24 protein-coding genes are annotated in these 26,469 nt (G+C 36.3%); 5 read left to right on the top strand and 19 right to left on the bottom strand.

All coding sequences use genetic code 11. The features are described from left to right. Positions 1-37 precede the first annotated feature (37 nt). The 9 genes from celB to D9782_RS00125 all read right to left on the bottom strand — a co-directional run bounded on the left by celB (position 38) and on the right by D9782_RS00125 (position 12,000). Positions 38-1,303 (bottom strand): PTS cellobiose transporter subunit IIC, encoded by a 1,266-nt coding sequence (gene celB, locus D9782_RS00090; protein ID WP_121603728.1) that lies wholly within the window; start codon positions 1,301-1,303, stop codon positions 38-40. A gap of 17 nt (positions 1,304-1,320) precedes the next feature. Beyond that, positions 1,321-1,623 carry a PTS sugar transporter subunit IIB gene (locus tag D9782_RS00095; RefSeq protein WP_026679749.1) on the bottom strand — a complete coding sequence of 101 codons (303 nt, stop codon included), beginning with the start codon at positions 1,621-1,623 and terminating at the stop codon, positions 1,321-1,323. After that, the gene (locus D9782_RS00100) at positions 1,620-2,939 is read right to left on the bottom strand and encodes a 6-phospho-beta-glucosidase (protein ID WP_121603729.1); all 1,320 of its coding nucleotides are present in this window, start codon (positions 2,937-2,939) and stop codon (positions 1,620-1,622) included. Before D9782_RS00100 ends, D9782_RS00095 begins: the two co-directional genes overlap by 4 nt. 290 nt (positions 2,940-3,229) lie before the next feature. After that, positions 3,230-5,278, bottom strand: a complete 2,049-nt coding sequence (ptsG, locus tag D9782_RS00105) for a glucose-specific PTS transporter subunit IIBC (protein WP_026679751.1) — start codon at positions 5,276-5,278, stop codon at positions 3,230-3,232. Between the two features lie 340 nt (positions 5,279-5,618). Next, the gene (gene glcT, locus D9782_RS00110; protein WP_026679752.1) at positions 5,619-6,461 is read right to left on the bottom strand and encodes a glucose PTS transporter transcription antiterminator GlcT; all 843 of its coding nucleotides are present in this window, start codon (positions 6,459-6,461) and stop codon (positions 5,619-5,621) included. A gap of 227 nt (positions 6,462-6,688) precedes the next feature. After that, positions 6,689-7,783 carry a nitric oxide synthase oxygenase gene (locus D9782_RS00115; protein WP_121603730.1) on the bottom strand — a complete coding sequence of 365 codons (1,095 nt, stop codon included), beginning with the start codon at positions 7,781-7,783 and terminating at the stop codon, positions 6,689-6,691. A 329-nt stretch (positions 7,784-8,112) separates the two neighbouring features. Then, positions 8,113-8,250: a hypothetical protein gene (locus D9782_RS22615; RefSeq protein ID WP_162986291.1), complete on the bottom strand. Its 138-nt coding sequence runs from the start codon at positions 8,248-8,250 to the stop codon at positions 8,113-8,115. Between the two features lie 1,207 nt (positions 8,251-9,457). Further along, positions 9,458-10,564: an o-succinylbenzoate synthase gene (menC, locus tag D9782_RS00120; RefSeq protein WP_026679577.1), complete on the bottom strand. Its 1,107-nt coding sequence runs from the start codon at positions 10,562-10,564 to the stop codon at positions 9,458-9,460. 17 nt (positions 10,565-10,581) lie between these two features. Then, the gene (locus D9782_RS00125; protein ID WP_026679578.1) at positions 10,582-12,000 is read right to left on the bottom strand and encodes a YfcC family protein; all 1,419 of its coding nucleotides are present in this window, start codon (positions 11,998-12,000) and stop codon (positions 10,582-10,584) included. Between the two features lie 118 nt (positions 12,001-12,118). Between D9782_RS00125 and D9782_RS00130 the strand changes: the two genes are divergently transcribed. Both D9782_RS00130 and D9782_RS00135 read left to right on the top strand, forming a co-directional pair. Continuing rightward, positions 12,119-12,937, top strand: a complete 819-nt coding sequence (locus tag D9782_RS00130) for a MurR/RpiR family transcriptional regulator (RefSeq protein ID WP_121603731.1) — start codon at positions 12,119-12,121, stop codon at positions 12,935-12,937. A 1-nt stretch (position 12,938) separates the two neighbouring features. Then, positions 12,939-14,060 carry a M20 peptidase aminoacylase family protein gene (locus D9782_RS00135; protein ID WP_121603732.1) on the top strand — a complete coding sequence of 374 codons (1,122 nt, stop codon included), beginning with the start codon at positions 12,939-12,941 and terminating at the stop codon, positions 14,058-14,060. Positions 14,061-14,363: 303 nt separating this feature from the next. Here the strand turns inward: D9782_RS00135 and D9782_RS00140 are convergent, their stop codons facing one another. The 8 genes from D9782_RS00140 to D9782_RS00175 all read right to left on the bottom strand — a co-directional run bounded on the left by D9782_RS00140 (position 14,364) and on the right by D9782_RS00175 (position 20,336). Continuing rightward, complete coding sequence (locus tag D9782_RS00140; protein WP_226983551.1) at positions 14,364-14,918, bottom strand: sigma-70 family RNA polymerase sigma factor; 555 nt, start codon at positions 14,916-14,918, stop codon at positions 14,364-14,366. 796 nt (positions 14,919-15,714) lie between these two features. Further along, the gene (locus tag D9782_RS00145; protein WP_121603733.1) at positions 15,715-16,656 is read right to left on the bottom strand and encodes a hypothetical protein; all 942 of its coding nucleotides are present in this window, start codon (positions 16,654-16,656) and stop codon (positions 15,715-15,717) included. Next, complete coding sequence (locus D9782_RS23895; RefSeq protein WP_121603734.1) at positions 16,649-16,828, bottom strand: sigma factor-like helix-turn-helix DNA-binding protein; 180 nt, start codon at positions 16,826-16,828, stop codon at positions 16,649-16,651. Before D9782_RS23895 ends, D9782_RS00145 begins: the two co-directional genes overlap by 8 nt. A 24-nt stretch (positions 16,829-16,852) precedes the next feature. Beyond that, complete coding sequence (locus D9782_RS00155; RefSeq protein ID WP_121603735.1) at positions 16,853-17,191, bottom strand: sigma-70 family RNA polymerase sigma factor; 339 nt, start codon at positions 17,189-17,191, stop codon at positions 16,853-16,855. Positions 17,192-17,341: 150 nt separating this feature from the next. Further along, positions 17,342-18,127 (bottom strand): GNAT family N-acetyltransferase, encoded by a 786-nt coding sequence (locus tag D9782_RS00160; RefSeq protein WP_026679584.1) that lies wholly within the window; start codon positions 18,125-18,127, stop codon positions 17,342-17,344. 411 nt (positions 18,128-18,538) lie between these two features. Next, positions 18,539-19,027 (bottom strand): hypothetical protein, encoded by a 489-nt coding sequence (locus D9782_RS00165; RefSeq protein ID WP_121603736.1) that lies wholly within the window; start codon positions 19,025-19,027, stop codon positions 18,539-18,541. A gap of 45 nt (positions 19,028-19,072) precedes the next feature. Then, complete coding sequence (locus D9782_RS00170; protein ID WP_121603737.1) at positions 19,073-19,855, bottom strand: hypothetical protein; 783 nt, start codon at positions 19,853-19,855, stop codon at positions 19,073-19,075. 55 nt (positions 19,856-19,910) lie between these two features. Then, complete coding sequence (locus D9782_RS00175; protein ID WP_121603738.1) at positions 19,911-20,336, bottom strand: hypothetical protein; 426 nt, start codon at positions 20,334-20,336, stop codon at positions 19,911-19,913. Positions 20,337-20,884: 548 nt separating this feature from the next. Here D9782_RS00175 and coaW point away from each other — a divergent pair. The 3 genes from coaW (at position 20,885) to D9782_RS00190 (ending at position 23,709) form a co-directional block, all read left to right on the top strand. Continuing rightward, positions 20,885-21,682 carry a type II pantothenate kinase gene (gene coaW, locus D9782_RS00180; protein ID WP_051388392.1) on the top strand — a complete coding sequence of 266 codons (798 nt, stop codon included), beginning with the start codon at positions 20,885-20,887 and terminating at the stop codon, positions 21,680-21,682. A gap of 402 nt (positions 21,683-22,084) precedes the next feature. Further along, entirely contained in the window at positions 22,085-22,522 is a 438-nt protein-coding gene (locus D9782_RS00185; protein ID WP_371413979.1) for a MarR family winged helix-turn-helix transcriptional regulator, read from the top strand. Further along, positions 22,519-23,709 carry an MFS transporter gene (locus D9782_RS00190; protein WP_026682271.1) on the top strand — a complete coding sequence of 397 codons (1,191 nt, stop codon included), beginning with the start codon at positions 22,519-22,521 and terminating at the stop codon, positions 23,707-23,709. The genes D9782_RS00185 and D9782_RS00190 overlap by 4 nt, the downstream gene beginning before the upstream one ends. Before the next feature lie 176 nt (positions 23,710-23,885). Here the strand turns inward: D9782_RS00190 and D9782_RS00195 are convergent, their stop codons facing one another. Together D9782_RS00195 and D9782_RS00200 are read right to left on the bottom strand one after the other, a co-directional pair. After that, positions 23,886-25,274 carry a YfcC family protein gene (locus D9782_RS00195; RefSeq protein ID WP_121603739.1) on the bottom strand — a complete coding sequence of 463 codons (1,389 nt, stop codon included), beginning with the start codon at positions 25,272-25,274 and terminating at the stop codon, positions 23,886-23,888. A 1-nt stretch (position 25,275) separates the two neighbouring features. After that, positions 25,276-26,388, bottom strand: coding sequence for a mandelate racemase/muconate lactonizing enzyme family protein (locus D9782_RS00200; protein ID WP_026682269.1), 1,113 nt, complete (start codon positions 26,386-26,388; stop codon positions 25,276-25,278). Positions 26,389-26,469 lie beyond the last annotated feature (81 nt).

A 26,469-nucleotide genomic window follows, 5' to 3' on the forward strand; every position in this document is an offset into this window, starting at 1 on the left:
CATGAGTAATTTTTCAACCATGTAACAATACCTTGCACTATGTATCATCTGATCTAATTGATTCCTCTTCCTTTACAAGCTGGCGATCATACATTTTGAAAAACGGATAATAAATGACCATCGCTACAATAATATTTACAATCATCAATAGACCACCTCGGAAATCCCCCGTTGTTAAAACGCCTGAGAACGGGGGTGGTGTTGTCCATGGTATGATCACATATGGCTTCCCTACCAAACCAATTGACATAGAAAAATAGGTTAGGATTCCAACTGCAAGTGGTGCAAGAATAAAGGGGATAACAAGGATCGGATTCATCACGACTGGAGCACCAAAAATAACTGGTTCACTAATATTAAAGGCACTTGCCCATACTGACCCTCTTCCCAAGCTTTTTAAATGCTTGGATCGCGCGCGCCAAATAAAGAGCAGCGTCAGGGCTAAGGCCATACCAGATCCACCAACAGCCCACCAAATTGCCATAAACGGCTGGCCAACAATATGAGGCAATGCCTCACCAGCTTGATGTGCCGCAACATTTTCTTCCGTTAAGCTGTACCAAATTGGTGCCATTACACTGGCAACGACGGAGATACCATGGATGCCAAACGACCATAGTAAATGAATAAGAATAATCGCTATAATAGCTCCCCAAAAGCTTCCTCCTAATTGCTGTATAGGCTCTCTTAATACAGCACCTACGACCCCATGCAAGGACAGGTCCCAAGCGATTTTTAAAAACAAATCGACTCCCCAAACAATAGCAATAATAGCTGCACCTGGAATTAATGCTGTGAATGCCCGCCAAACAGACGGCGGGACTCCATCTGGCATACGGATGACAATATTTTTTTTCGTAAAAAAACGATACACTTCAACCGTAAATATAGCTAATAAAATTGCAATAAACAGCCCTTCACTGCCCATTAAATTTAGAGGAATATTCCCTTCTTCTGTTAGAGGTGTTGCTACAAAGAATGCTGCAACACTGAGCACACCTGCAGATAGACCGTCCAGGTTATAGCTTCTTGCTAAATGATAAGCAATCGCAAATACAGCAATCAATCCTAATAGCCCAAATGTTGCGTTTACAGGTATACTTAGAGTTGGTGTAAATGGCTTCATAAATTCTGTCCAGGATTTAACAGGCGGTGAAGAAATAATTAAAAAGATACTCCCAATGATTAGTAACGGCATCGTAGCAATAATTCCATCGCGAATTGCCCGTAAATGTCGCTGCTCAGCTAGTTTTCCAGCAACCGGCATAAAGTAATGCTCCATAAACGCTTGAAATCTCCTCATATACTCTCCCCTCCATTCTAGCGTAATAACTCCAAGGCTTGATTCAATACCTTATCTCCATCCATACTCCCATATGCTTTCATATCAATTACTGCAAGTGGTACCCCAACAGCTTTTGCTTTTGCTGATAGTTCTCTTTGTTTATATCGAATTTGTGGTCCAAGTAAGATAAGATCCGAGGTTTCAAGCTGCCCCTCTAAGTCATTAACCGAATGTGCTTCAATTTGGATGCTCACCGATCTTGCTTTAGCCGCTTTTTTCATTCTCTCTACGAGCATACTTGTACTCATCCCTAATGCACATAACAGCGTAACTTTCATACATGATCGCCTCCGAAATATAGAATTGGCTGGAAATAGGCTTCATTTGCAATTAACATATCTTGTAATAATTCATGTGCTTTCTTTGCAGATGGAATTAACGGATGAATTGTCAATGCTTGTAAAGCAGTTCCTATTTTTCTTGTTACGGCAGCCTCCACGGTTAACTCTTCATATGCCTTAACAACTTGCAATAATCCCCTTATTTGTGGAGAAACATTTCCTGTTTGAATTGGTGTAATTTGCTGATTTTCAACTATGCAATTTACTTCAATGCAGACATCATTAGGTAAACAAGAAATGGCTCCATTATTTCTAACGTTTACTGTGTGAATTTGCTTATTATCTAAATGAATTGAGGTAAGGAGGTTTACAGCCGCCTCCGAATAATAGGCACCTCCACGTTGTTCTAATGCATCAGGTTTTTCCATAGTAGATGGATCTTCATAAATCGTAAATAGCTCTTTTTCGACTTGTTGGACTTGATCAGCTCTTGTGTAGCCTTTCTTGTAATTATTTAACTGCTCAGCTAAAATTTGGTCTGTCTGATAATAGTATTTATGATAGCCGCAAGGGATGGCTCCGAGTGATTGAAGAAATATGGGATCCCATTCAAGTCCTGGAATATTCTTTGCTTCATAACTCGCAGATACACCAGCTAACACATCGTTTAATCTTGATTTTCCTTTAATATAGAAATCGGTTATCCAATTTAAATGGTTGATACCGACAAACTGGATACTTACATCCTTCATCGGAACTTGATAGTCCTTAGCAAATTTTTTATAGAAGTTTATTGGATTATTACAAAGCCCAACGACTTTAACATTGCTATGCTTCAAAATAGCTTCTGTTATAATACCTGCCGGATTAGTAAAATTGAGCAGCCATGCCTCTGGAGCTAGTTCTTCTATGTCTTCACAAATATCCAGCATTACCGGAATCGTACGCAATGCCTTCATAAAGCCGCCAGCTCCGGTTGTCTCCTGACCAATAACCCCGTGCTTGAGCGATAAATATTCATCTGATCTGCGCATGTCCAATTGCCCCACTCTAATTTGTGTAATCACATAATTAGCATCTTTTAGAGCTTCACGACGATCTAATGTTTCAACGATCTTGATAGAGCAATCAGCTTGTGCTATCATTCGTTTTGCTAAGCCTGCGATAATCATTAACTTTTCTCTTCCTTCTAAAATATCTACAAGCCAAATTTCTGAAACGGGCAATACATCGTAATTATTAATGATTCCTTCTATTAATTCCGGTGTATAAGAAGATCCTCCCCCAATGATGACAATTTTTAACGATTTCATATAATACTTCCTCTCTGTAGTAAAAGTCCTTGGTAAAGTTTATTAACGAGGGAAGTGATTTAGTAGAAGTTTCGATATTTGTTAGAGGATTGTGCGAATTGAGCAACAGCATGAAGTACGTTATCATTTTTATCATACCGTGTGCTTTTATTACAGGATTTGTGGATATGCTCATACTTGGAGTGCTCGTAATCGATTCTGACGTCGCAATCGGGAGGTAGTAAATAGAAAAATGGGCAAAATCATTCGTCGATGACTTTACCCACCACTAAACGTAGTATGTTTTTCTCTTATAGCTTCATTATATCTGTTTCTTCCTTCACTACATTTCCTGATTTTTGTAGGGTCACTTGCTCCCCTTCACTTAAATTTGTAAATACTATCGGAGTAATGATAGGCAATCCTTTACTTTGAATGAAAGAAAGATCTGCTTTTAAAATAGGTTGGCCTGCTTGAACAGCGTCACCTTCTGTAACAAGTGCTTCAAAGCCATCTCCCTTTAAATTTACTGTATCAATACCTACATGAATGAGTATTTCCTTTCCTCCTTCAGACATCATTCCAATTGCATGCTTGGTCGGAAAAACATTTACAATTTTTCCGTTCACTGGAGCAACGACGATCCCATCTTTTGGCATAATAGCAAAGCCATCTCCCATCATTTTTCCAGAAAACACTTGGTCTGGCACTTCTGTAATTGGTAGAAGCTCACCAGTCATCGGAGAAACAATTGATTCATCCTTCAGCTCATTTTGCATGGCAGCCGGATTCACTTCTTCTATTTGCTGTTTTATTTCAGCTTCTTGATTAACCTCTTCTTCCCGAGGTATTTTTCCTGAAATAATATCTTGCATTTGCCCCTTTATCGTTTCTGAACGTGGGCCAAAAATGGCTTGAATATTATTTCCAACCTCTAGTACTCCAGAAGCTCCTAGTTTTTTCAATTGCTCCTTGTCTACTTCATTGATTGAATTAACCGAGACACGCAAACGAGTAATGCAAGCATCCAGATGCGAAATGTTCTTTTCTCCACCCATTGCTGCTAATACATCATATGCAAACTCACCTGTTCTACCTTCCTTAGTTGCCGCCTCTTCTCCATCTTCCTCACGTCCTGGTGTCATTAGGTTAAATTTCTTAATGAAGAAACGGAAAATGACGTAATAGATAACTGCAAAGATCAATCCAAGTATAATCGTAATCCACCATGGTTCTTGACCTGGCAAAATTCCAAATAACGCGAAATCAATCGCCCCGCCGGAAAATGTATAACCGATATTCACACTAAATATGGTCATTAATACGAAGGATAGCCCATCTAATACGGCGTGTAAAAAGAATAGTAATGGTGATACAAACATAAATGAAAATTCAAGTGGTTCTGTTATACCTGTTAAGAATGACGTTAATGCTGCTGATCCTAATAAGCCTGCTACGAGCTTTTTCTTCTCTGGACGAGCAGCATGATACATCGCCAAAGCTGCAGCTGGCAAACCAAACATCATTATTGGAAATTCACCAGCCATGAAATTACCCGCTGTAATTTCTACACCATCTTTTAATTGGGCAAAAAATATCGTCATATCACCCCGCACCAAGTTTCCAGCCTCTGTGGTATACGAACCGAATTCATACCAGAAAGGTGCATGGAAAATATGATGTAGGCCAAACGGAATAAGTAAACGCTTTATAAAACCGAAAAAGAATACAGCGAGATAGGTTCCTTCTTCAATTAACCAATACGACGCGTCGTTCATTGCTTCTTGGACAGGTGGCCAGATGAACAGCAAAACAAACCCTGCTACAAATGACATAGCCGCGGTCGCAATCGGTACAAATCGCTTACCAGCAAAGAATCCTAAAAATGAAGGCATTTCAATATCATGATAGCGATTATAACAAAATGCGGCGATTAAACCGACAATAATTCCACCAAAAACACCAGTTTGCAATGTCGATATTCCTAAAACAGATGCGAAACTAGGGTCAGATTCAAGCATATCTGGGGTTACACCAATCCAAGACCCCATTACTTGATTCAATACTAAATAACCAACAAGTGCAGCAAGTCCAGCAGCTCCATCACTTGCTAAACCTATTGCAACACCAATTGCAAAAATTAACGGTAAGTTATCAAAAATAATTCCACCAGCATCTTCCATCACTGTAGCAACGAGCTGTATCCAATCTGCTCCTAAAAATGGCAGATATTCAAGCATTGTTTCCTGCTGTGCTGCATTACCAAAACCTAAAAGCAGACCTGCTGCTGGTAATAATGCAACTGGAAGCATGAGTGCCTTACCAACTTTTTGTAATACACCGAAAGCCTTTTTAAACATGTTTATTCCTCCCTCTCTTCAATTAATACATAAAAAGTACAACATCCTATCTGCCAACTTAAACCACCATATCCTAGTAGTTACTTTATCTTTGCTTGTCCTCTAATACATCAACCATGTTGTGGTCTTCTTTCCATCCAAAATGAAGCTATAGGTATGAGAAGTATAAGTTGAAGCTAGATTATACAAACGTAAACTTTGTACTTTCCTGTTTTGAAAAAACCAACAAAAAAAGCATGAGCAGAGATCACCAATAAGGAGATAAGGAAAAACAATTCCTTACCCTCTTATTAGTAATCTTTCCACTCATGCCTGATCGTATCAGTAACACGTAAAAGTTTTATTCATATTTTTGATATAAGCGTTGCAAATGCATCGTTAAATACACAGCTTCCGCTTCATATACTGGTTTTTTCATTGTTTGCTGCATAATTTTAACAAGCTTCCAAGCAAGATTATAGCATGTAGGGTACTCTTTTTTCAATAGAGAAGCAATTTTTTCAGGCTCTTCGATGGCCTCACCTTTTAAAACTCTCTCAATTGTATAGCGAATATGCCTTACAAGCCTAATATATTCTATACCTTCACGATCTATCGTAATCTTTAATTGATCTTCTATCATATCAATTAACTGGGTTACTAATTGCGAATATTTATTAACCTCGGATAGGTTCTTATCTGAAATGGCACTATGCACATGTAATGCAATAAAACCTATTTCACCTGCTGGCAAATTAATTTGGAGACGGTGATTAATAAATTCAACTATTTCGGAAGCAATTTCATATTCAAAAGGATAAAGTACTTTCGTTTCAGAAAGAAACGGATTTTTAATTTCTAATCCCTTCTTCAACCGATTTACTGCAAAAAGAATATGATCAGTTAGCGCAACATGTACAGCTTCATTCAGCATCTCATTCGCCCTATTCCGAATCATACCGATCGCTTGGATAATCGATTGCAGCAGATTCTCATCGATGTTTGGGAGCAGTTTTTTATATTGCTCCTGCTCTTTTTCATTTCGCAGGACAAATAACTTTTCAACTGCTTTTGCATCAATCTTCTGTTTCTTTTTATGGTGAAAACCGATACCATTTCCAATTAACACTACTTCTGATTGACGCTGGTCTAAGGCAATTAATACATTATTATTAAGAACTTTTTTCACGGTAAATGTATTCAAAGTTGTCCGTCCCCTTAAATCGGTATTTTTGCAGTGTGTTTGATTATAACATGTTTCATCTTTAGGAAAAACTATCTAGCAGGGGTATAAAAGATTATGAATGAAGTTTCCAATAAAAGGGTAGTAAATAACGATGTTAATTGGATCACACGTTAAAGTTTATGAATCATTAGCAAGGAAAAAAAAGCATCCAAATTCTAGCTGATAATCCGGATGTCTTTTTACACTTATTCCCAAAACCTGTCTTGGTAAAAATAGTTAGGTTTCTTTGTTGTATTATCGTATGGTTTATGAAAAATATGTGTAGTTGCAGGTGACAGTGGAGGAATAAGCCATGCCCATTTACCAGTCACGCTTCTTCCATGTTTAGCTTCTTGCTTCTCAAATATTTCAAATTGCTTCGCCGCTGTATGATGATCGACAATCGAAACACCTGCTTTTTTATAGGACGCAAGAACAGCAGCATTTAATTCTACCAGTGCACGATCTTTCCATAATGTACTTAAGTGCTTTGTATTTAACCCCAATTGACTTGCAACAAGCGGAAGAAAATTATAACGATCTTCATCTGCAAAATTTCTTGCACCAATTTCAGTACCCATATACCAACCATTGAAAGGTGAAGCCACATAGCTTAAACCACCGATCTCCAAACGCATATCAGAAATAATAGGAACTGCATACCATTTAACTTCTCTTCCAGCAAAGATGTCAATGGTTGGATGCTGGATAGGTACCTCAATAACTACATCATCTGGGATTTCCTGCCACTTTGGAGGTTGATCGTTCACTTGAACTACCAATGGTAACAAATCAAAATGTGTACCTTTCCCTTCCCAGCCTAGCTTTTGGCATACCTTGGTAAACTCTATTGAAGCAGGATCTCCAACAATTCCTTCATCCGTTTCATAGCCTGCATACCGCAGCAGCTGATGATTCCAAATCTTTACTGGACTAGCTCCGGATTGAATCACCTCGGGTTGAAAAATGGTAATCATTGGTTTAACTTTACCACCGTTCGTTGCTTTCTTTATATGGTCAATAAGATAAGCAAACACTTCTTCATTTGTTGTTGCCTTTCTTGCATCAATGACGTCCATTCGTTCCCAAAATAAGCGGCCAATACAACGATTGGAATTACGCCAAGCCAATTTAGCACCGTACATAAGCTCGTCATAAGTATGTTGGTACGTACCATACACATCTATTTCTCGTTTTACCGCCTCACACCTGTTTTTAAAATCGGTAAATGCTGTCTCTAATTCCTGATGATACTGTGTAAGATAAGCCTCTGCTTCTTCCCAAAGTTTTAGTTTATTCATTTCCGTATGCCTCCGACTTTTGTCTCTATTCAGTCTACCAAATCTCTATCTATTTTGTGTGACAAAGTAGGAACAATCCATTTAAAATGTGTATCATTTCTAATGTAATCAAAACCTTTTCTCCATATATCTTTTAAGGGAAACAAGCGAAAGATTAATTTGACATGATATGAGAGGAAATTAAAAAAACTGAGCAAAATTCGCTCAGTCCTTATCACTAAATGCTCAGATTTACGCTTCCTCTAGTAGCTATTATGGAATAATAGCTACTGCTTGCTTGACCACCACTCCGGCTGCCCACTTCCCTTTCCGTGGGGTTTGTCCTTCAGCTAACTTTTTAGCAAAACCCGCTCAAAAAAGTGGATCTTCAGGTCAAACATTTCCCACAGGAGTTGAAGTGGCCGCCCTTCGCTATTATCAGGCTCTACAACGCTAGCATGAAGTAACACAGCTGCTTTTATACTCACGGATAACGATTTTCACTTTACCCATTGTAAAAAAAGTCAACCTATTACTTATGAAAAGAATTGTTGCACCTTCTCATAGCGGAGACTAATTACGTAGACTCCTGCGGGATTAGCGCGAGCCGAAAATCCACTTTGCAACGTGTTCTTCTTTGCAAAGTTAGTTGAGGCCGTGCCCGTGGAAAGCGAAGTAATTAGTCGGAGCATTGCCAATATACATCAAACATTTCAAAATAACTACTTCGCTTAACGCAGTCATTGCACTGATTTTATACTTTCTTAACTTAGAACAAAAGCGCAAGCACCCGATTAGAAACGTAGCGTCTGAAGCGAGTCAACGGAGATAGAGGAGTCACGGTGAGTTTGAGTTTCTGGGCGCTAAAGCTGGACGTGGCTCAACACTCCCGTATTTGTCCACATGGGCTAATTTTTTAATTTCCTAAACTATGAAAAAAAGCAGCTAGGAAAGCTGATAGAGAGGATTCTTTGCAAATAACAGAAAGAAAATTTGAATTCCATATCAAAAGGAACCGGGAAAGACGACAGTAGGACCTTTCCCGATAATAATAAAGGAATCCTTAATGGACTTTTCTTAATCCTTAGGTAAAAAAATTTTTAGTCTTCTTTTTGATAATTTAGATCAATTATAATTTCGTTTTTATTGATTGAGAAATTCACATTCCAACTTGGATATATTTGAAATTCTTGATTTTCTTCTACTTCCAAAATAGCATGTATTTCTTCGTAATCGTTTGAAATGAATGCTATTTTTTTGTATCATTATTAAAAAAACATTAATTTCAAAATTTATATTATTCATTTGCTTACCTCTTTCTAGTTTGAGATTTACATAAAGCGCTAAGGCATTCAGGAAAAAAACATAGGCTGGGACAAAACACCTTCTTTACTCAAAATACGAATAATCATGTTATCAATAGGAGTATCATCGCCGCACCGTGAAAATAGACGCGCTTTCCGGGCACGGCCTCAGCTAACTTGGTAAAGAAAAACACGTTACCAAGTGGATCTTCGGACTCGTGCTGTTCCCGCCGGAGTCTCGCTTATTTCAGGTGCTAAATGAATGATTCTGATCAAAAAACGAAAAGATAATTAATTTAAACTAATTATCTTTTCGTTTTTAATTGTTTCTTCATTCTTTTGTTTCAGTCTCTTTTTTATTCTACAGGGTTTGTGTCCCTTTTTTGTAATTCTAGCTAAAAACCTTTTTTGCTACCGTATGCTTTTTCACTTCATTTCGATCCACTTCATAACCAATTCCTATAGCGTCCTGAACAGTCAAGACACCATTTTTTGCTACAACTTCTGGTTGGATAATATCCTTTTCCCAATACCTAGATGATGATGCTGTATCTCCAGGAAGTGTAAAATTAGCTAATGCTGCAACCGCTATATTATGCGCACGTCCGACACCTGATTCCAGCATTCCACCGCACCACAATGGGATTCCTGCATTTTCACATAAATCATGAATTCGTTTCGATGCTGTTAATCCACCTACACGACCTATTTTTAAATTAATTATTTTACAGCTGCCTAATTCAATTGCTTGGCGAGCATCCTCAAACGAATGGATACTTTCATCCAAACAAATTGGTGTATTAATTTGTTTTTGTAATTTTGCATGGTCAATTAGATCGCCAGCTGTTAGTGGCTGCTCAATCATCATTAAATTAAATTCATCCAGTGCTTTTAATAGGTTGATATCGTCTAACGTATATGCAGAGTTTGCATCTACCATTAATGGGATATTAGGGAAATGTTTTCTTACCTCTCGCAAAACCTCTATATCTTTTCCTGGTTTAATCTTTATTTTAATTCGCTTATAGCCTTCATCCACTTTCTCTTGAATTGCTTGAATTAGTTTTTCATAACTATCTTCAATCCCCAAACTAATTCCAACTTCAATACGTTTCTTCGTGCCTCCAAGACTTGTAGCTAATGATTCACCACATTGCTTCGCATATAAATCCCATACTGCCCCTTCTAACGCAGACTTGGCCATATGATTACGCTTATACGGCTTAAACAATTCTTGAAGATCATCCGGATGAGTAATTTCTTGATTAACAACAAGCGGAATAAGAAACTTCTCTAGCATATACCAACTTTGTAACGTGAATTCCTCGCTATATAAGGGCCGTTCAGATGTAACCCCTTCTCCCCAGCCTGATATTCCATCATCGCCTTTTACTTCAACCAACAAAAATTCTCTATTCTGCTCCGTTCCAAAACTAGTGGTAAATGGATTTTTCATTTGCATTTGCATCTTATATAAAACTACTTCATTTATTCTCATCTAAAATTCACTCCTTTTTATATTGGTCCCCATCCAATCATAACAGCTATGGTTAAATAAACAATTCCAATAACACACCAAATGACTACTAAAGGTAACACAAATTTAATCCATTTCACCCACGATACACCTGCAATTGCCAAGTTAGCCATTAAGATACCAGAAATTGGGGTGATCACATTTGAAAATCCATCCCCCATTTTATAAGCTTGAACAGCTACTTGTCGGGGTATTTCCATAATATCTGCAAGTGGCGTCATAATCGGCATAACAATAACGGCCTGTCCACTTCCAGATGATACGATAATATTAAAAAGAAAATTAGCGAAGAACATGACAATAGCACCGATGACGCTCGTAAATGGTTCCATAACTGTTGCCATTCCTTGAACAATAGTGTCTAAAATTTGTCCATTCTCTAGAATTACTACAATTGATCTTGCCATTCCAATAATTAATGCTCCGTATACCAGTCCTTTACAACCATTAAAAAACTGTACTACCAATTCATTTGGGTTAATTCTGGCAATAATTGCTGTACCAATCGCTATAATAATAAACATAGCGGCCATCTGATTCAACGACCAGGCATACTGAAACACTCCAAAAATATATATTCCAATCCCCAATGCGAGCCATAATAAAACCAATTTATGTATACCTGTTAATTTAGATGGGGCAGCATCTACACTTTTTTCATCATATTTTGGAAAGCGGTTTCCGCCAAGTACACTCTGCATTGGGTCTTTTTTGACACGACTAGCATACCACCATATATAACCTATTGTCGAAGCAAGTACCGTTAAATAAATTAGCACCCGAAAACCAATACCAGAAAACAATGGTACTTGGGCAATCTGCTGGGCCATTCCAGTAGTTAATGGATCAAGAAAAGCGGTATTAAACCCTGCATATGCTCCAAGATAGATAATGGAGACACCGACTACGGCATCCAACTTCATAGAACGGGCTAAAATAATCCCTATTGGGATAAACGCAATAACTGCATTTACGATAATACCTAAAGCACCAAAAATAGAAAATAGACTACATACAATAATAATTAATAGATATTCCTTATCCTTTGTCTGATTAATCGTCTTCATAATTAACGCATCAATCGCACCTGTGTATTCAATTACCGCAAAAGCTCCGCCAATAATAAGCACAAGAAAAATTAACCCCGCTGAATCGATCATACCCTGTTGGATTGCTGTAAATATTTGAATAAATGATGCTGGTTGTTGTTCGCTTTGTTGATAGCTATCAGGTATTACAGTTGTAATATCATTGACAGTCTCTCTGTCAAATGTACCTGCTGGTATAAGGTATGTCGCCACAGCTGCAATAATTAAGATTGCAAATAAAATAACATACGCATCTGGAAGTCCTAGCTTTCTCTTTGTGCTTTTTAACTTATTAGTAGATTTTTTCATTATTTCCCTCCTTTTTAATTTTCAAAATATTATCAACTTGCATTGTATTATAATAAAGGATATAATTTATTGCAATATAAAATATTGGAAAAACTTTAAAAAAAGAAGGTGAATTCTTTTGACGGCTAATTATGTAAGAAAAACAGAATTAGAATTTTCGAACCTTACAAAGGGTCTAAAGAAAGTCGCCGATGCTTTACTCTCTAATCCTATGGTATTTGCCATTCACCCAGCCAAAAGAGTAGGAGAAATAATTAGTGTTAGTGAAACAATGGTTATTCGCTTCTGTCATTCGATTGGTTATAGTGGTTATAGTTCTCTGCAAAAGGATGTAAGAAAACACTTATTAGAGGTCAAACAACAATCCGATGAAAAACTACAGGAAATGAGCAACTATTATGTCGAAAGTATGCTAAAGGACATAAGCATACTGCAAAATAATATGGAGAAGATTGCCATTGATGACATGGAAAAGATTATCGAAGCGATTATTAATAGCGAAAAAGTTGTCGTTGCTGGTTACCACCACTCCTTTACATTTGCGCATTGGTTTTACTTTAATTTAAATTATATTTTAGGAAATGCCGACCTATATAGACCGGAGACGGATGCTGGTTTGCTTGATCTATTACCTGTTAAATCTTGTATCATTGTTTTCTCATTTTACAGATATGCCATTGATACCATACGCCTAGCAGAAGAAGCAAAGGAGAAAGGTATTAAAGTCATTGCAATAACCGATTCTAGAGTTTCACCGGTTGTGGAACATGCAGATATAACCATTCCTATTTCAGTTAGTCAAAATACGTTATTCAGTAAAGGACCTGTTACCATAGCAATTGTTAACGCTTTATTATTTGAAGTCGTGGAACGTGTAGAAAAGAGAGGGAAAATTAAATCAACTTATAAATACTTTATAAAGGATGGAGAAGATTAACATGAAAGACTTAGAAAAACAGGTTAAAGATACATTTAACTATTTACATCAACATGCAGAAATAAGCTGGGAAGAGGTGGAAACAACAAAGTATATTGCTAATATCTTAAAAGAAAATGGGTGCAATGTTAACACATTCGTAGATCATACTGGGGTAGTAGGTGAATATGGAAACTTTAAAGATAATTTGCCGATTGTAGCTGTTCGTGCAGATATTGATGCTCTTTGGCAAGAAGTTGACGGCAGCTTCCAAGCCAATCATTCATGTGGACATGATGCCCACATGGCAATGGTATTAGGTTTACTATGGAAGCTACAGCAGTCACCTGAGCTGCATAAGCAAATTGCAATAAGATTTATCTTTCAACCTGCTGAGGAAAAAGGTGCTGGAGCATTGAAGATGGTAGAAAAAGGTGCTGTTGATAATGTTGAATATCTATTTGGTGTTCATCTTCGCCCTCAGCAAGAATGTAAAATGGGAAATGCTACCCCAGTAATCGTTCATGGAGCAACAAAGATGTACAGTGCAGAAATAAGAGGACATGATGCCCATGGAGCAAGGCCACATTTAAATATTAATGCGATTGAGGTCGGTGCACAAATTGTTAATCTTTTAAGTAAAATTCATTTGGACCCAAGAGTTCCCCATTCTGTTAAAATGACAAATTTCCAAGCAGGTGGAAAGAGTTCAAATATAATTCCAGGGAATGCTTCATTTTCACTGGATATGCGGGCGCAATCAAATGAAATTATGGATGAACTTGACAATAAAGTACTAAATATTTTCGAAGCAATCAAAAATTTATATGATGTAGAAATTAAATTAACAAGTACAGAAGGTATTGCAGCTGCAAGAACAAATGAACAGGCTACTTCTATTATGAGAGAAGCAATCAAAAAAGTACTCGGTACTGAAAACGTAGATCCACCACTAGTAACACCAGGCGGAGATGATTTCCACTTTTATACAATAAAAAGACCAGAGCTAAAAGCGACGATGCTTGGCTTAGGCTGTGATTTATCCCCTGGTCTTCATCACCCTTATATGACCTTTAATAAGGATGCGTTAATGAATGGGGTTCACATCTTGTTTGAAGCGATCAAGGAAGTATATCAGCATTAAACCTTAAGGCTGGGACAAAACACAACTTCTTTACTTAAAATACGAATAATCATGTTATCAATAGGAGTATCATCGCCGCACCGTGAAAACATACGCGCTTTCCGCGGGCACGGCCCATAGCTAACTCGGTAAAGAAAAACACGTTGCCAAGTGGATCTTCGGTCTCGTGCTGTTCCCGCCGGAGTCTCGCTTATTTCAGGTGCTAAATGAATGATTCTGTGCAAAAAACGAACATTTCAACTAATCATTGTTCGTTTTTTATTGTTTCTTCATTCTTTTGTCTCAGCGTCTTATCCTTATTTGTCAATAATCTAGTGCTGCTGAACGTAGTTTTCTTCTCACCTCTCTTCCCCAGCTTTTCACCGCATCGGTGGAAACACCTTCTCTGTCCGCGATCTCTTTTATCGATAAATCCTTAACAATAAACAACAATACCCATTTCCATTGATTTTCCGTTAGTTCTTTTTTTATATCTTCTAAGTCTGTGTTTTCATGAAAGTACTCCGTTTCCTGATTACTTATTGGATACATTCTACCGCCAGCGCGAACATAATTACCATGTGTTCTTTTAAGGAACTGATGAGCTTCATACGTATCGTCATTTTCTCTTTCTCTTGTTTTCTTTCGAATTAAATCGATCATACGATTACGAATGGTATAATTAAAATAGGTAGCTAATGGTCCTTTATCTGGCTTATAGTTCTCATAAGCGTTCCACATGGCAACAAGCCCCTCTTGATAGAATTCCTGATGCGGATCATTAATATGAAGTTTATGAATATGGTAATGGATTCTGCGTTCATTCTGTTCAACAATCTCTTCAAAGGTCATATGGAGAGCCTTTTTTCCTTTAACCATCTTTATCCCCCTAACAACTCTATTTAATCCTATTATCGAATGAACAAAGTGGATAGTGGCATTTTTATTTATTTTTGTTCTCGTCATTTTCTTATCTATCTAAAAAAACATCTCATTCAACAGAATGAAATGTTTTTGTGAGCCAGTTCCTATCTTAACGGTCTTTGTACAGTTGAACAATCTGTATGTGATATGACAAAATGAAGAAAGATATTTGTTCCTCACGCAATTCTACTTTTACTCAACCAGTTGGAGGTTTTGTTCCCCCCACTGATGGTTCGTACCATAAGAGTATGACCTCAAGGCCCTTTAACGAATCGGACATTTCCTTGAGTTGATCCCACTTCCCATATTGGTTTTACTTGATTGCTTGAAGTGGGAGTCTTACTACCAATAATATGTGAGATAAACTAATCCCATTGTACAATTTAATAGATATCACCTATCATCCTATTAATAAATTTACGTTAACGAACACAAAAAGTACATAGATAATTTAAAAAAATCTGATTTCCACAAGGAACTCGCTATAATTACCCTCTGATTTATAGAAATGCGCTTCATATAGTTACCAGAGACAGTAATGCATGCTTTATCTTATAATGGTCTGCTTTAGTTATTACCCATCCTCTCTTTTTTTAAATTCCCTTTATTTATAATTTTATCAACTTACTTATAGCAGGTTTATACATGAAAGTGAAGAAGTCCTATTTTTTATTTGGATGCTCAATCCTCGAGAGGATTAAGCGCTTTTTTCACTTCTCGTTATAAGCTATTAACAAAATTATTAATATTTTTATAAACTAGACCATTTATAATCGCTAATTTTCCACTGATTTTCAATGTTACTTACTATGAATAGCACTTTGTAGTGTCCATATAAATCAGCAACTGCTGTCTGTGTCACTTTAAATTTAGTACTGGAGAGTTTTGTAATACTATATTCTTCCCCCTCCCGGAAGTCAGGTTCGCCATCCATAGGAATTAAATATAAGCCATCGCTTTTTTCTTCTAGGCGGTTAGACCATATCTGTTCTGCAACATTTCTTGTCATCATATTATTTAAGCGTGTATACACATCTTCTTTAACAACAAATGTGTTTTTAAATTTATAGGATTCTGGTTCTAATTCTGCAATAACTACATCAATGCTCGAATTAAATTGCCTTAGTTTATGAAGTATAACTTCTTTTTCCTTATCCGAAATGGAAGGTTCATTTTGCTCTTTATCCGTTGATTCACTTTCTTGATCTTTCTGATGTTTATTATCAGTCTGATTCGTAGATTGTTTTTCTTGATCTTCTTGATGTTCCTTATTACCATTTTGATCCGCAGATTGATTCTCTTGATCCTTCTGATCATTTGTTTCTATTGCATTTTCTTTTTCGTCAGACTCATCTTTATTTTTAGCGACTTCCTTGTCAACTTCATTCTGTTTAGGTTCTTTCTCTTTCATATTGTCTTCTCTTTCTATTAATTTCTTACTGGATTGCATCTTTGTAGAAAAAGGAGCAGGAGAAAATTCATAAATCTTATTGTCTATTACTTCATCTTTAAGTACAGGCCCGATTAATAGAAATACTAATATAAGCGCAAAAACTAGTGACGAGACATATAACGAATACTGCTTTTTCTTCTTTTTTCTTAGAATTTCTTGTTCATCATTAGTAGTAAAATGAATATTCTTGTTTAAATATTTCTGTATTTCTTTTTTAATATGATTATCAAACTCACTCATCATATATCCCCCTCTCTACTAATTCTCTTTTTAATAATTTCCTTCCTCTAACTAATCTTGATTTGACTGTATTCATTTTTAAACCATTAATCGTACTAATCTCCTTTAAAGACATTTGCTTATAATAATATAAAATAAGAACATCCTTATATTTAATTGGAAGCTGTGCAATTAACCGAACTAATTCATTTGATTGCTATTGTTTTTCTACTTCCTCATGAATTAATAGTCCTTTTATTGTACTAATGACAGGTTTATAAACTATATTTCTAAAGCTCCATTTCCGTTGATAATCCTTACACTTATTAATCGTGATCCTATATAACCATGTTTTATAGCTTGATTTTTTATTAAAACGGTGAAAATTCTTATAACAAGATATAAAAACTTCTTGAACAATATCCTCACTTTGCGAGATATCATTTACATACAAATAAGCAATTCGTTTTAACTCATCTCCATATAACCCCATAAGTTCTTCTAATAGAATTTCATTAGTATCAGATTCACTTAAAATCTCTTTCTCATTAAACAAACCTTACTCCCCCCTTCCATATATATTAGACGATTATAAAAAAAGATATGGTGCGTTATATACAAATTTTTAATAATCATCTAGTGTTAACGAAAAAAACCTTAAACACCATTGTATTTAAGGTTTTTTTCTAATTATATACTTGGATTATTATTTCTTTTGAAAACAATAATAACCAATCTTTTTATTATCATCCCTTATAAATCCTTTAGCTCGATATCCTTGCTTAAACAAACAATTAAACACCGCTCTTGTTTTCATTCGCCAGTCAATTGCCAGTTCTAACTGATTGCTTTTTATTTCTTGTATATTATTTGGCACAGAGACAAAATATGCATTCTCCTTTAAATTCTGATCGGCATGCAGGTTACTAATTGGCATTCCTTCTTTTTCTAATAGGAGTACTTGTTCTTCAATTACTGTCTGGACGTTCTCTAAGCTTTTATCCTCATTCCAATGCCATTCTATAATAATACGATCTGTTGCCATCCCCCGGTTCAATCCATCATCCATATCTCCATAGTAATTTTCCTTATACTTGACACCAGTCGCCCCTAATTTATTCATATTTAAGTAAGCATTTAAACTTTGCAATGGATCAAAGGTCCAAATCATTTTCTCATACCCCATTTGATCAGCAATCTCAGCTTGCTTACGCTTCATCCTTTCTCCTAGGCCTGCCTTCCGATAATCAGGTAGTAAACCTAGCATATGTGAATATAAATACACTTCCTGCCCATCATAGCCAGTAAAGCTATAGGAAAAACCAATTAATTTATCTCCATCGTATGCTCCTAACATTAGCCCTCCATTATTTATCGCTGTGTAGGTTTGATGTACAGGAGTTGCATTTCCCCAAATTTGATTTTCTAAATGAAGAATACTTTCTAACGCATCCATCTCTGTTATCTTTTGAATGACGATATTTCGTTTCATAAAATTCCTCCTCTGCAAGCTGATCTGTTCAGTTTATTTTCTAAATATAAAAGAAGTAGGTGTATCATTCAAGTAAACCTTTTGCTGTTTTAAAAGTGACACTTCAATCAGCTATAGTTTTGTTTATCCCCCGCGATCGTTAGTACCACAGGGGTATGACCTAAAGGCCTTAGAGCCAATCGGACATTTACTGGCAGTCGCCCCACTTACCAATAGTGGCTTCTCTTTTTGCCTGAAGTAGGTTATTGTGGGGGGATAAATAGTAAGTTGACCATATAAAGCACTTACTATAATTAATATACTAACGTAAAACAAATTGAAATAAATTCATCTTAATGAACGATCTATTTATTATAAAAATCCCCGAAGCATAAAAAATCCTGCTCGTTCAGCAGGATTTTTTTCCATTACTTATGGTTGCGTATTACTCTCTTCATTCGTTGCTGGAGTATCTTTTATATTCTCCATTTTAGCTTTTGCCTCTTGGACGATTTGATCAAGCTCTGAAAGTATGGCTTGATCCAATTCTTTCGTTTTGCTTTCTCTCATGGACTGGATAAGCTGATTTGAATATTGCTGCAAAGCCTTTGTTCGCTCTAAAATCTCATTCTCTACCTTTTCATCCAGTCTCTGTTCAGCTTTCGCAATTTCTACTTTTAATGCTTCTTCCAAACGCTTTGTTTGTTGTTGTTGCTCTGCTAAGATAGCAGCATCTATTTTTTCAATAGATTCATCCTTTTTCTGTTGAAACCAACTAGTAAGTAAACCATTAATGTCTTGATCAGCGAAAACAGCTGTAAAACTTCCTCCCATTAAGGTTACAGATATAATTACAATGATCACTATTCTTATTCGGCTTTGGCGCCTTTTTTGTTTTCGAGTTTGGATTCTGTTTAACAACTGCTTTCCCTCCTTAGCATCTATCTATTTCAACAGAATAGATAATTATTGATGAATACCAGATATAACTTCATCAAGAGCTGCTTTTGCTTCATCTTCAAGAGCCTGTGCTGTTTCCGTAATAATAACTTGTTGTTCTTCAACTAATCCTGCTAATAATTCCGTTACTAACTCACGAAGATCTTCAATAGCCCAATCGACTTGATTTTTTAAGTTCCTAATTGTAATTTCCTCATTTGAAGCCAATTCTGCTTCTAGTTGCTCTTGTGCATTTTGCACAGCTGCCTCTAGCTCAGCTACAGCTGTTTCTTTAGCCTCTGTTAAGTCTGTAGTTACTTGATTAACTGCTGATTGCCCAACTTCTCCAGTATATGCTGTTAAATCTTCCGTAGCATAATTTAAACCTTCTTCTTGTAAACGTTCAATTTCTAAATAACCATCAATTAAAACATTATAAAATTGCAATCCCATATCTTCTAGTATCTGCTGCGCTTCGCTATCAAGTGACTCGATATGCTCTAGCTTTGTCGCAACTATTTCCTCTAACGAAGCATTTGTTTCTTCTACTCTTGTTAAATCAATATCGAGAGAGGCATCACTTTTTAACTGCTCATACTCAGCCTCAAGCTCCGGTAATTTTCCCTCCCCATAAGCAGTTACCTCGTCTTCAATTCTCTCTACCGAATCATTAAACATAGCATTGTACCATTCACGTAATGCTGATCCTGCATCCGTATTAGCAAATACTATCCCCGCACCAGATAAAACACCAACACCAATAATACCAGCAGCTATCTTTCCTTTTAGTGTACGTAAACCTAGCTTCATTCTACATACTCCCCTTCTTTTCTTTTATATTTGATAGAAATCATATGATAGATCCCTAATCATATAACCAATCTTGTAAAGACGAAGTAACATCTTCCTTAATCTCAGTATGAATCTCCAATTTTTTTCTAACCTCATAGGCTTTCAATACGTCACCCTCTAGGTTCTCCTTTGATTCTTGTAAACGGACGTAATAAGATTGTAAATATTGATTAATCTCCTTTTTATTTTTGGAACTAACACGTTTTGATAGCTGTGTTAACCGATCTGCTTTGTTCTTAATCGTTTGTTCTTTTTCTTCAAGAAGAGATCGCTTTACACTTAAACTCTTCTCTTTCAACCACTGGTTGATTCCTTCAACCGTTTCAAAGTAATCTGTTAACCAATGTTCCTCTCCTCGATCAGCCGAAGCACTCATATGCCAAGTTGCACCCGTTGTAAAGAGAATGATACAAACGCCCCATAGTAATCGTTTTTTCACGACCAACTATCCTTTCGTATTATTACTTATCTATCATTAACATTTATTTACTCCCTCTTTGATACTATAGTAACAAATTGACCTTCTATTAAAATCTGAAAATTATACTATTTTTAAAATAGTATAATAGTTTTAAGCCTTGGATTAAAAACTAACTTCAAATCCAATTATAGGTATAAACACATACATAAATCAGAATTTTCTACAAAAATCGATATAAGCTGCAATGGATTAAAAATTTCTTGTTTAAATAAAGGACTTTTAGCTTATAAAGTGAAACTTCAATCAGTTAGGGATTTTGTTTATCCAGAATTGGTTTCACTTGCTTGAAGTGAGGGTCTTTTGCCAGTTATATGTAGGATAAACTTAATGGAAGAAGATATATTAAATCGAAATAAATACTTCTATTACGCATTTCTGAATCAATTACACCGTTACTTATAGTAAAATACGTTTTTATAAATGCAGTATAGTGAATCATATTAATGGCTACCTTACCTTCATATTAGTAAAATAATAACAATTATCTATTGAAAGGAAGTGAAGTATTGCCACTAAAAATAGGAATAGATGCAGGTGGTTCTTTAATTAAAATTGCTTATTACCATGAAGGATCGTTACACGTTAAATTATTCTCCAACCACATGAAGAAACAAGTAATTAATTGGCTTCCCTCTACAAATACCTCCATTTATTTAACCGGTGGTGGTAGTAGGGAATTACAAAACGATTTACCAACAAGCGCTATTGTCATTGATGAATTTACAGCTGTTTGCAAAGGTACAAATTATCTATTACAACAAGAAAAAGAGACTTTACTAGAAAAATATATCCTCGTAAGTATTGGTACTGGAACCTCTTATTTTTTAGTGAGCAGAAATAATTTCACTCGTCTATTCGGGAGTGGAATTGGTGGAGGTATCTTTATGGGACTTGGCTATCTATTAAGCGGTAAATCTGACTATAATGAGCTTGTTCAATTGAGTCAGATCGGCAATCATAAAAATAGTGATGTATTGGTAAACGATATTTATACATCCACGGAATCACCTCTTGAAAGGAATTTAACAGCTGCCAACTTTGGTAAAGTCCAGCAGGCAAATGAAGCCACTTCTGCTGATTATCTGGCTAGTCTTACACAATTAATTGGTGAAAGTACGATTCTGTTGGCGTCACAAGCAGCCATGGCCAATCAAACGGATAAAATCGTGTTTACTGGTAGTACCTTATCGTATAACAAACCGTTAAAAAAGGTATTATCCGAGTTTCAAGCCATGCTTCCATATGAACCCATATTTCTCGATAATGGCCCATATGTAGGAGCAATTGGTGCCTTTTTATCATGAATAAATAGGTTTGAATTTAGAATGAGGTATGTTCCAGTTACCCTATATAGATAACCCCTTGATCAGATTTTATATCTATTTAGTAAAGCTTGGAGATATGGATTCTAAAAACCCTTTATAGCGGAAGGAAAAAAATTGAGCCGTCGACTGCCACAAAACAGCAACATCTGCTGCTTTCGTGGTTAATGGTATGGACTCACAGATAGCTAAAGCGTTGACTGCAAGTGACGGCTCATAATCTGATATTTTATTCCATTATAGAGTTATCGAAACAGAGAAAAATGTTCAACAGTATGATTGGAAGAGTTAGGTAATCATTCATATCAAATTACTAAGCTTTACAAATACATACAAAAAGTATAGAATGATCAAGTATATTATTTACCTAGGTAAATATATGAGGTGATACAATTGAAAGAATTATTGAATCGAGATTTGCTCCATTTACTAAACCAACGATTTCGATTTTTCACAAAAGAGATGAACAATCGGCTTAGTGACCATGGGTTATTTGCATCCCAATGGTCCATTATTTTTTGTATTGATCGTTTTGGTCCTATGACACAGACAGAAATATGGAAATACTTAAATATCGAAGCACCTACTGTAACAAGGACATTATCTCGTTTGGAAAGAAGCGGCTGGATTACTCGGAAACAAGGCACAGATAAACGGGAGCGCGTTATCGAATTAACCGACTATGCTAGCAATAAGATACCTATTGTTAGAGAAACAATGGATCAATTTGATAACGATATGGTAGCAAGTCTAACGTACGATGAAAAAGTACAACTATATACATTATTAACTAAATTAGCAACAGGAGAGAACAACCTATGAGTCAAGAACCAAAAATATGGACAAAAAGTTTTATAAGTATTTCAATGACACAATTCCTCATTTTCTTATCCTTTTATACGTTAATGACAACTCTTCCTATCTATGTGATTGACAATTTAGGTGGTACAGAAGCAGAAGGTGGTTTAGTTGTAACCGCCATGTTATTGGCAGCGATTATCGTCCGCCTTTTTTCTGCGAAGCTATTAGACAAGACAGGGAAAAAAAGGGGACTATTAATAAGTGTAACGATCTTCGCAGTCACCTCGTTTTTATATCTAATTATTGATGCCTTCATGCCATTATTAGCATTGCGATTCATCCATGGGTTATCTTTTGGTATTATTACTACTGCTACAGGGGCGATTGCTGCCGACATTATTCCACCATCACGCCGCGGTGCTGGACTTGGATATTTTGCTATGGCAATGAACTTAGCCGTTGTCATCGGTCCATTTATAGGTTTAACCTTATTACAATATACGAGCTTTCAGAACTTATTTATAATTTTAGGAATACTAATGATCGTGGCTATTATGAATTCAGCGATGGTTAACGTTCCTAAAGAAAAAGTTGCTCCGAAAGCAATCAAGCAAAGGTTAACGATTCATGATTTTATAGAAATGAAAGCAATGCCAATTGCATTAATAAGTAGCTTAGTTGCGCTGGCTTACGCTAGTGTGATGTCCTTTATTTCCGTATACGCTAACGGCTTAGGACTTGCTTCTACAGCGAGTTATTTCTTCGTCGTCTTTGCAGCAGTCATGCTATTATCAAGACCATATCTCGGAAGATCATTTGATTCGAAAGGTCCTAAATTTGTGATACTCCCATGTTTATTTCTCTTTGCTATTGGACTTGTATCATTGAGCATCACTAATACACCTTGGATGCTACTACTATCTGCTGCGTTAATCGGTCTAGGTTATGGAACTTTATTACCAAGTTTTCAAACAATGGCAATTCAAGCTGCTCCAAATAACAGAAGCTCGCATGCTACATCTACTTTCTTTATATTATATGATTCAGGTATTGCTGCAGGGTCCTTTATTTGGGGAATTGTTGTAACAGCTATTGGATTCTCTAATCTGTATCTCATCTGTGCAGTAATTATCTTAGTAGCTATTGGTCTATTTCATATGTATCATTCTAAGGTAAATAAAACAAAAATGAAAAACGAGATAGCATAAAAGGCAACGTCAAAGTAATTCTAATTAAGGAATAAACGTACAACTAAATAATGGAGTACAACTAAACCACTCTGGAAAATATACATCGCTTTTACCTGGCGCCTACGTATATTTCCAGAGACATCATCCATTCTTACAATGGATTGTTTTTATTATGTCCCAATTCCTCTTGTTGATTAGCTTATTCCAATCATAACCGCAATCACTAATGCAACTGCAGCAATAGATAGCCAGATTAATATTAGCTTCCAAACAAACTTGACCCATCTTTCATACGGGATTCCCGCTACTGCTAAGTACCCCATTAACGCGGCAGAAGTAGGGATTATAGAATTACTTATCGCATCACCGTATTGAAAGGCGAGTACAGCTACCTGCCTTTCAATACCCAATATATCTGATAGTGGAACCATCAAAGGCATAGTTGTTGCAGCCTGACCACTACCAGAAGGAATAAAGAAATTAAGAATAATTTGCACCACATACATTCCAAGGACATTCAGTGTATCTGGCAGATTAGAAATGGCGTTAGATAATGCATATATAATTGTATCGATGATGACTCCATTTTCCATCACTACAAGAATGGTTCTTGCAAAACCTACGATTAATGCACCAAATGCAACAACTTTCATCCCATCAACAAAGGAAGTAAAGGTTTTATTAATGCCCAATCCACCAATAATCCCAGAGAATAAACCAATAATGATAAATGATGCAGCTAGTTCTGTTAAAAACCATCCCCAATTAAATACGCCATACATATTGATGAATACACCGACTCCAAGCGCGAGTAAAACTAAACCGTGGCGGAAGTTGAACATAGCTATTTTATTATGCTCCGTTGCAGTATCGTATTGCTTTGTCTGTATATCAATGTCATACATTACAGATATCCGTTGATCAAGCTTAACCCTTCTCGCATAACGCATTACATACCAAATTGCAATGGATAATATAAATAAATATACAACGAACCGAAAGAGGAATCCTGAGAAAATTTGCACTTCTGCAATTCCTTGTGCTACTCCTACTGTAAACGGGTTCATCATACCACCGATAAATCCACTAGCAGCACCAAGCGTAATCATTGCTGTCCCCACAATTGTGTCATATCCAAGTGCACGCGCAATTGCTATCCCAATTGGAACAAATATGATACTTTCTTCAGACATTCCTGTGGTGAATCCTAAAATCGAAAATATAAGCATAATGACTGGAATAAGAAGCCTTTCCCTGCCTTCCATCCTATAAACTAATTTATTAATGCCCGAATCAATTGCTCCAGTAGCTCTGATACAGCCAAACGCTCCACCTACAAGAAAGATATAAAAGATAATTTGAGCACCTTTTTCCATTCCTTGTGGAATTGCGGTAAACACTTCAAAAAAGGTGATAGGGGTTTGCTCTACCCGTTGATAACTATCTTCTACTACAACTTCTCTCCCGCCTACTTCACCTCGTTCATATTGTCCAGCAGGAATGAGATACGTAGCAACTGCAGCCATAATAATAATTGAAAATATGATTGCATACGTGTGAGGAATCCTCCATTTCTTCTTCATATCAAATGATCACCTCTTCAAACGCTTTACTTAAATGAAATAGCGTGTCTTCTTTGATATGTATACCTAAACCAGGTCGATCTGTCATATTCACTTTAGGAAGTGAATAAGTTAAATCTCCAATATCTGTTGTGAACTTTGTCGGACCTGAAAGCTCAGTTGAAATAATATTTTCCTTTGCTAGAGCTACATGAAAGCCTGCAGAAGATGCGATACTTGATTCGACCATCGAACCTATTTGGCATTTTATTCCAAACAATGATGCCTGTGTAGCAAGCTGATAAGCCGGATAGATACCTCCACATTTCATTAGCTTAATATTGATATAATCCACTGAACGATGCTCTATCAAGGTTCTTAAGTCTTGCGGTGACACCATACTTTCGTCTGCCATTAAAGGCGTATTAGAGCTTTCTTTTAATGATCGAAATAAGGATACATCCATTGCCTTAATAGGCTGTTCTATCCACGTTACTCGAAATTCAGATAAGCGCTCAATCATCTGTTTAGCTACTTGAATACTACCCCATCCTTGATTAACATCGATACGAATTAATATATTAGGACCTACCGCCTCACGTACGGCTCGCACTCGCTCTATATCTGCTTCAAAATCAACACCTAATTTCATTTTAATTTCATGATATCCATCTCGTATTGCTTCCTTGGCTTGTTTAGCAAGTACATTCGGTTCTAGGATACTAAGCACCATAGGTATGGTCGGGTCCTCATGCTTTCTTCCACCTAATAGCGAATAGATTGGTAGATTACTATATTTCCCTAATAAGTCATAGCAGGCAATATCCAAGGCTGCCTTAGCAGCCCCATTTCCAACTAACTCGCCATCCATTGTGGTATGTAACTGTTGTATATTCCTAGGATCTTTACCTAATATAGCTGGAATTAGTTGATACTTTAGAGCTGCCAATACACTGTGCACGGACTCCCCTGTTACATGTTCGTCTGGCAAGCTTTCACCATATCCAACCAGACCATTGTCTGTATACACTTTTACAATAATTGCTGGCATGACATCGTATCTTGCATACGAAATAATAAAAGGTTCTTTTAATGGTAACTCTATTTTATGAATATCTACTTTTGTAATTTTCATCGTTTATCCTCCAAGCTTATAACGTCGTTAATATGTCGTTAAATATAAAAATAAAGGAATTTTTATTACTTGTCAAATTTT

Source organism: Virgibacillus sp. Bac332, from assembly GCF_003667785.1.
GTDB lineage: Bacteria > Bacillota > Bacilli > Bacillales > Amphibacillaceae > Virgibacillus > Virgibacillus salarius.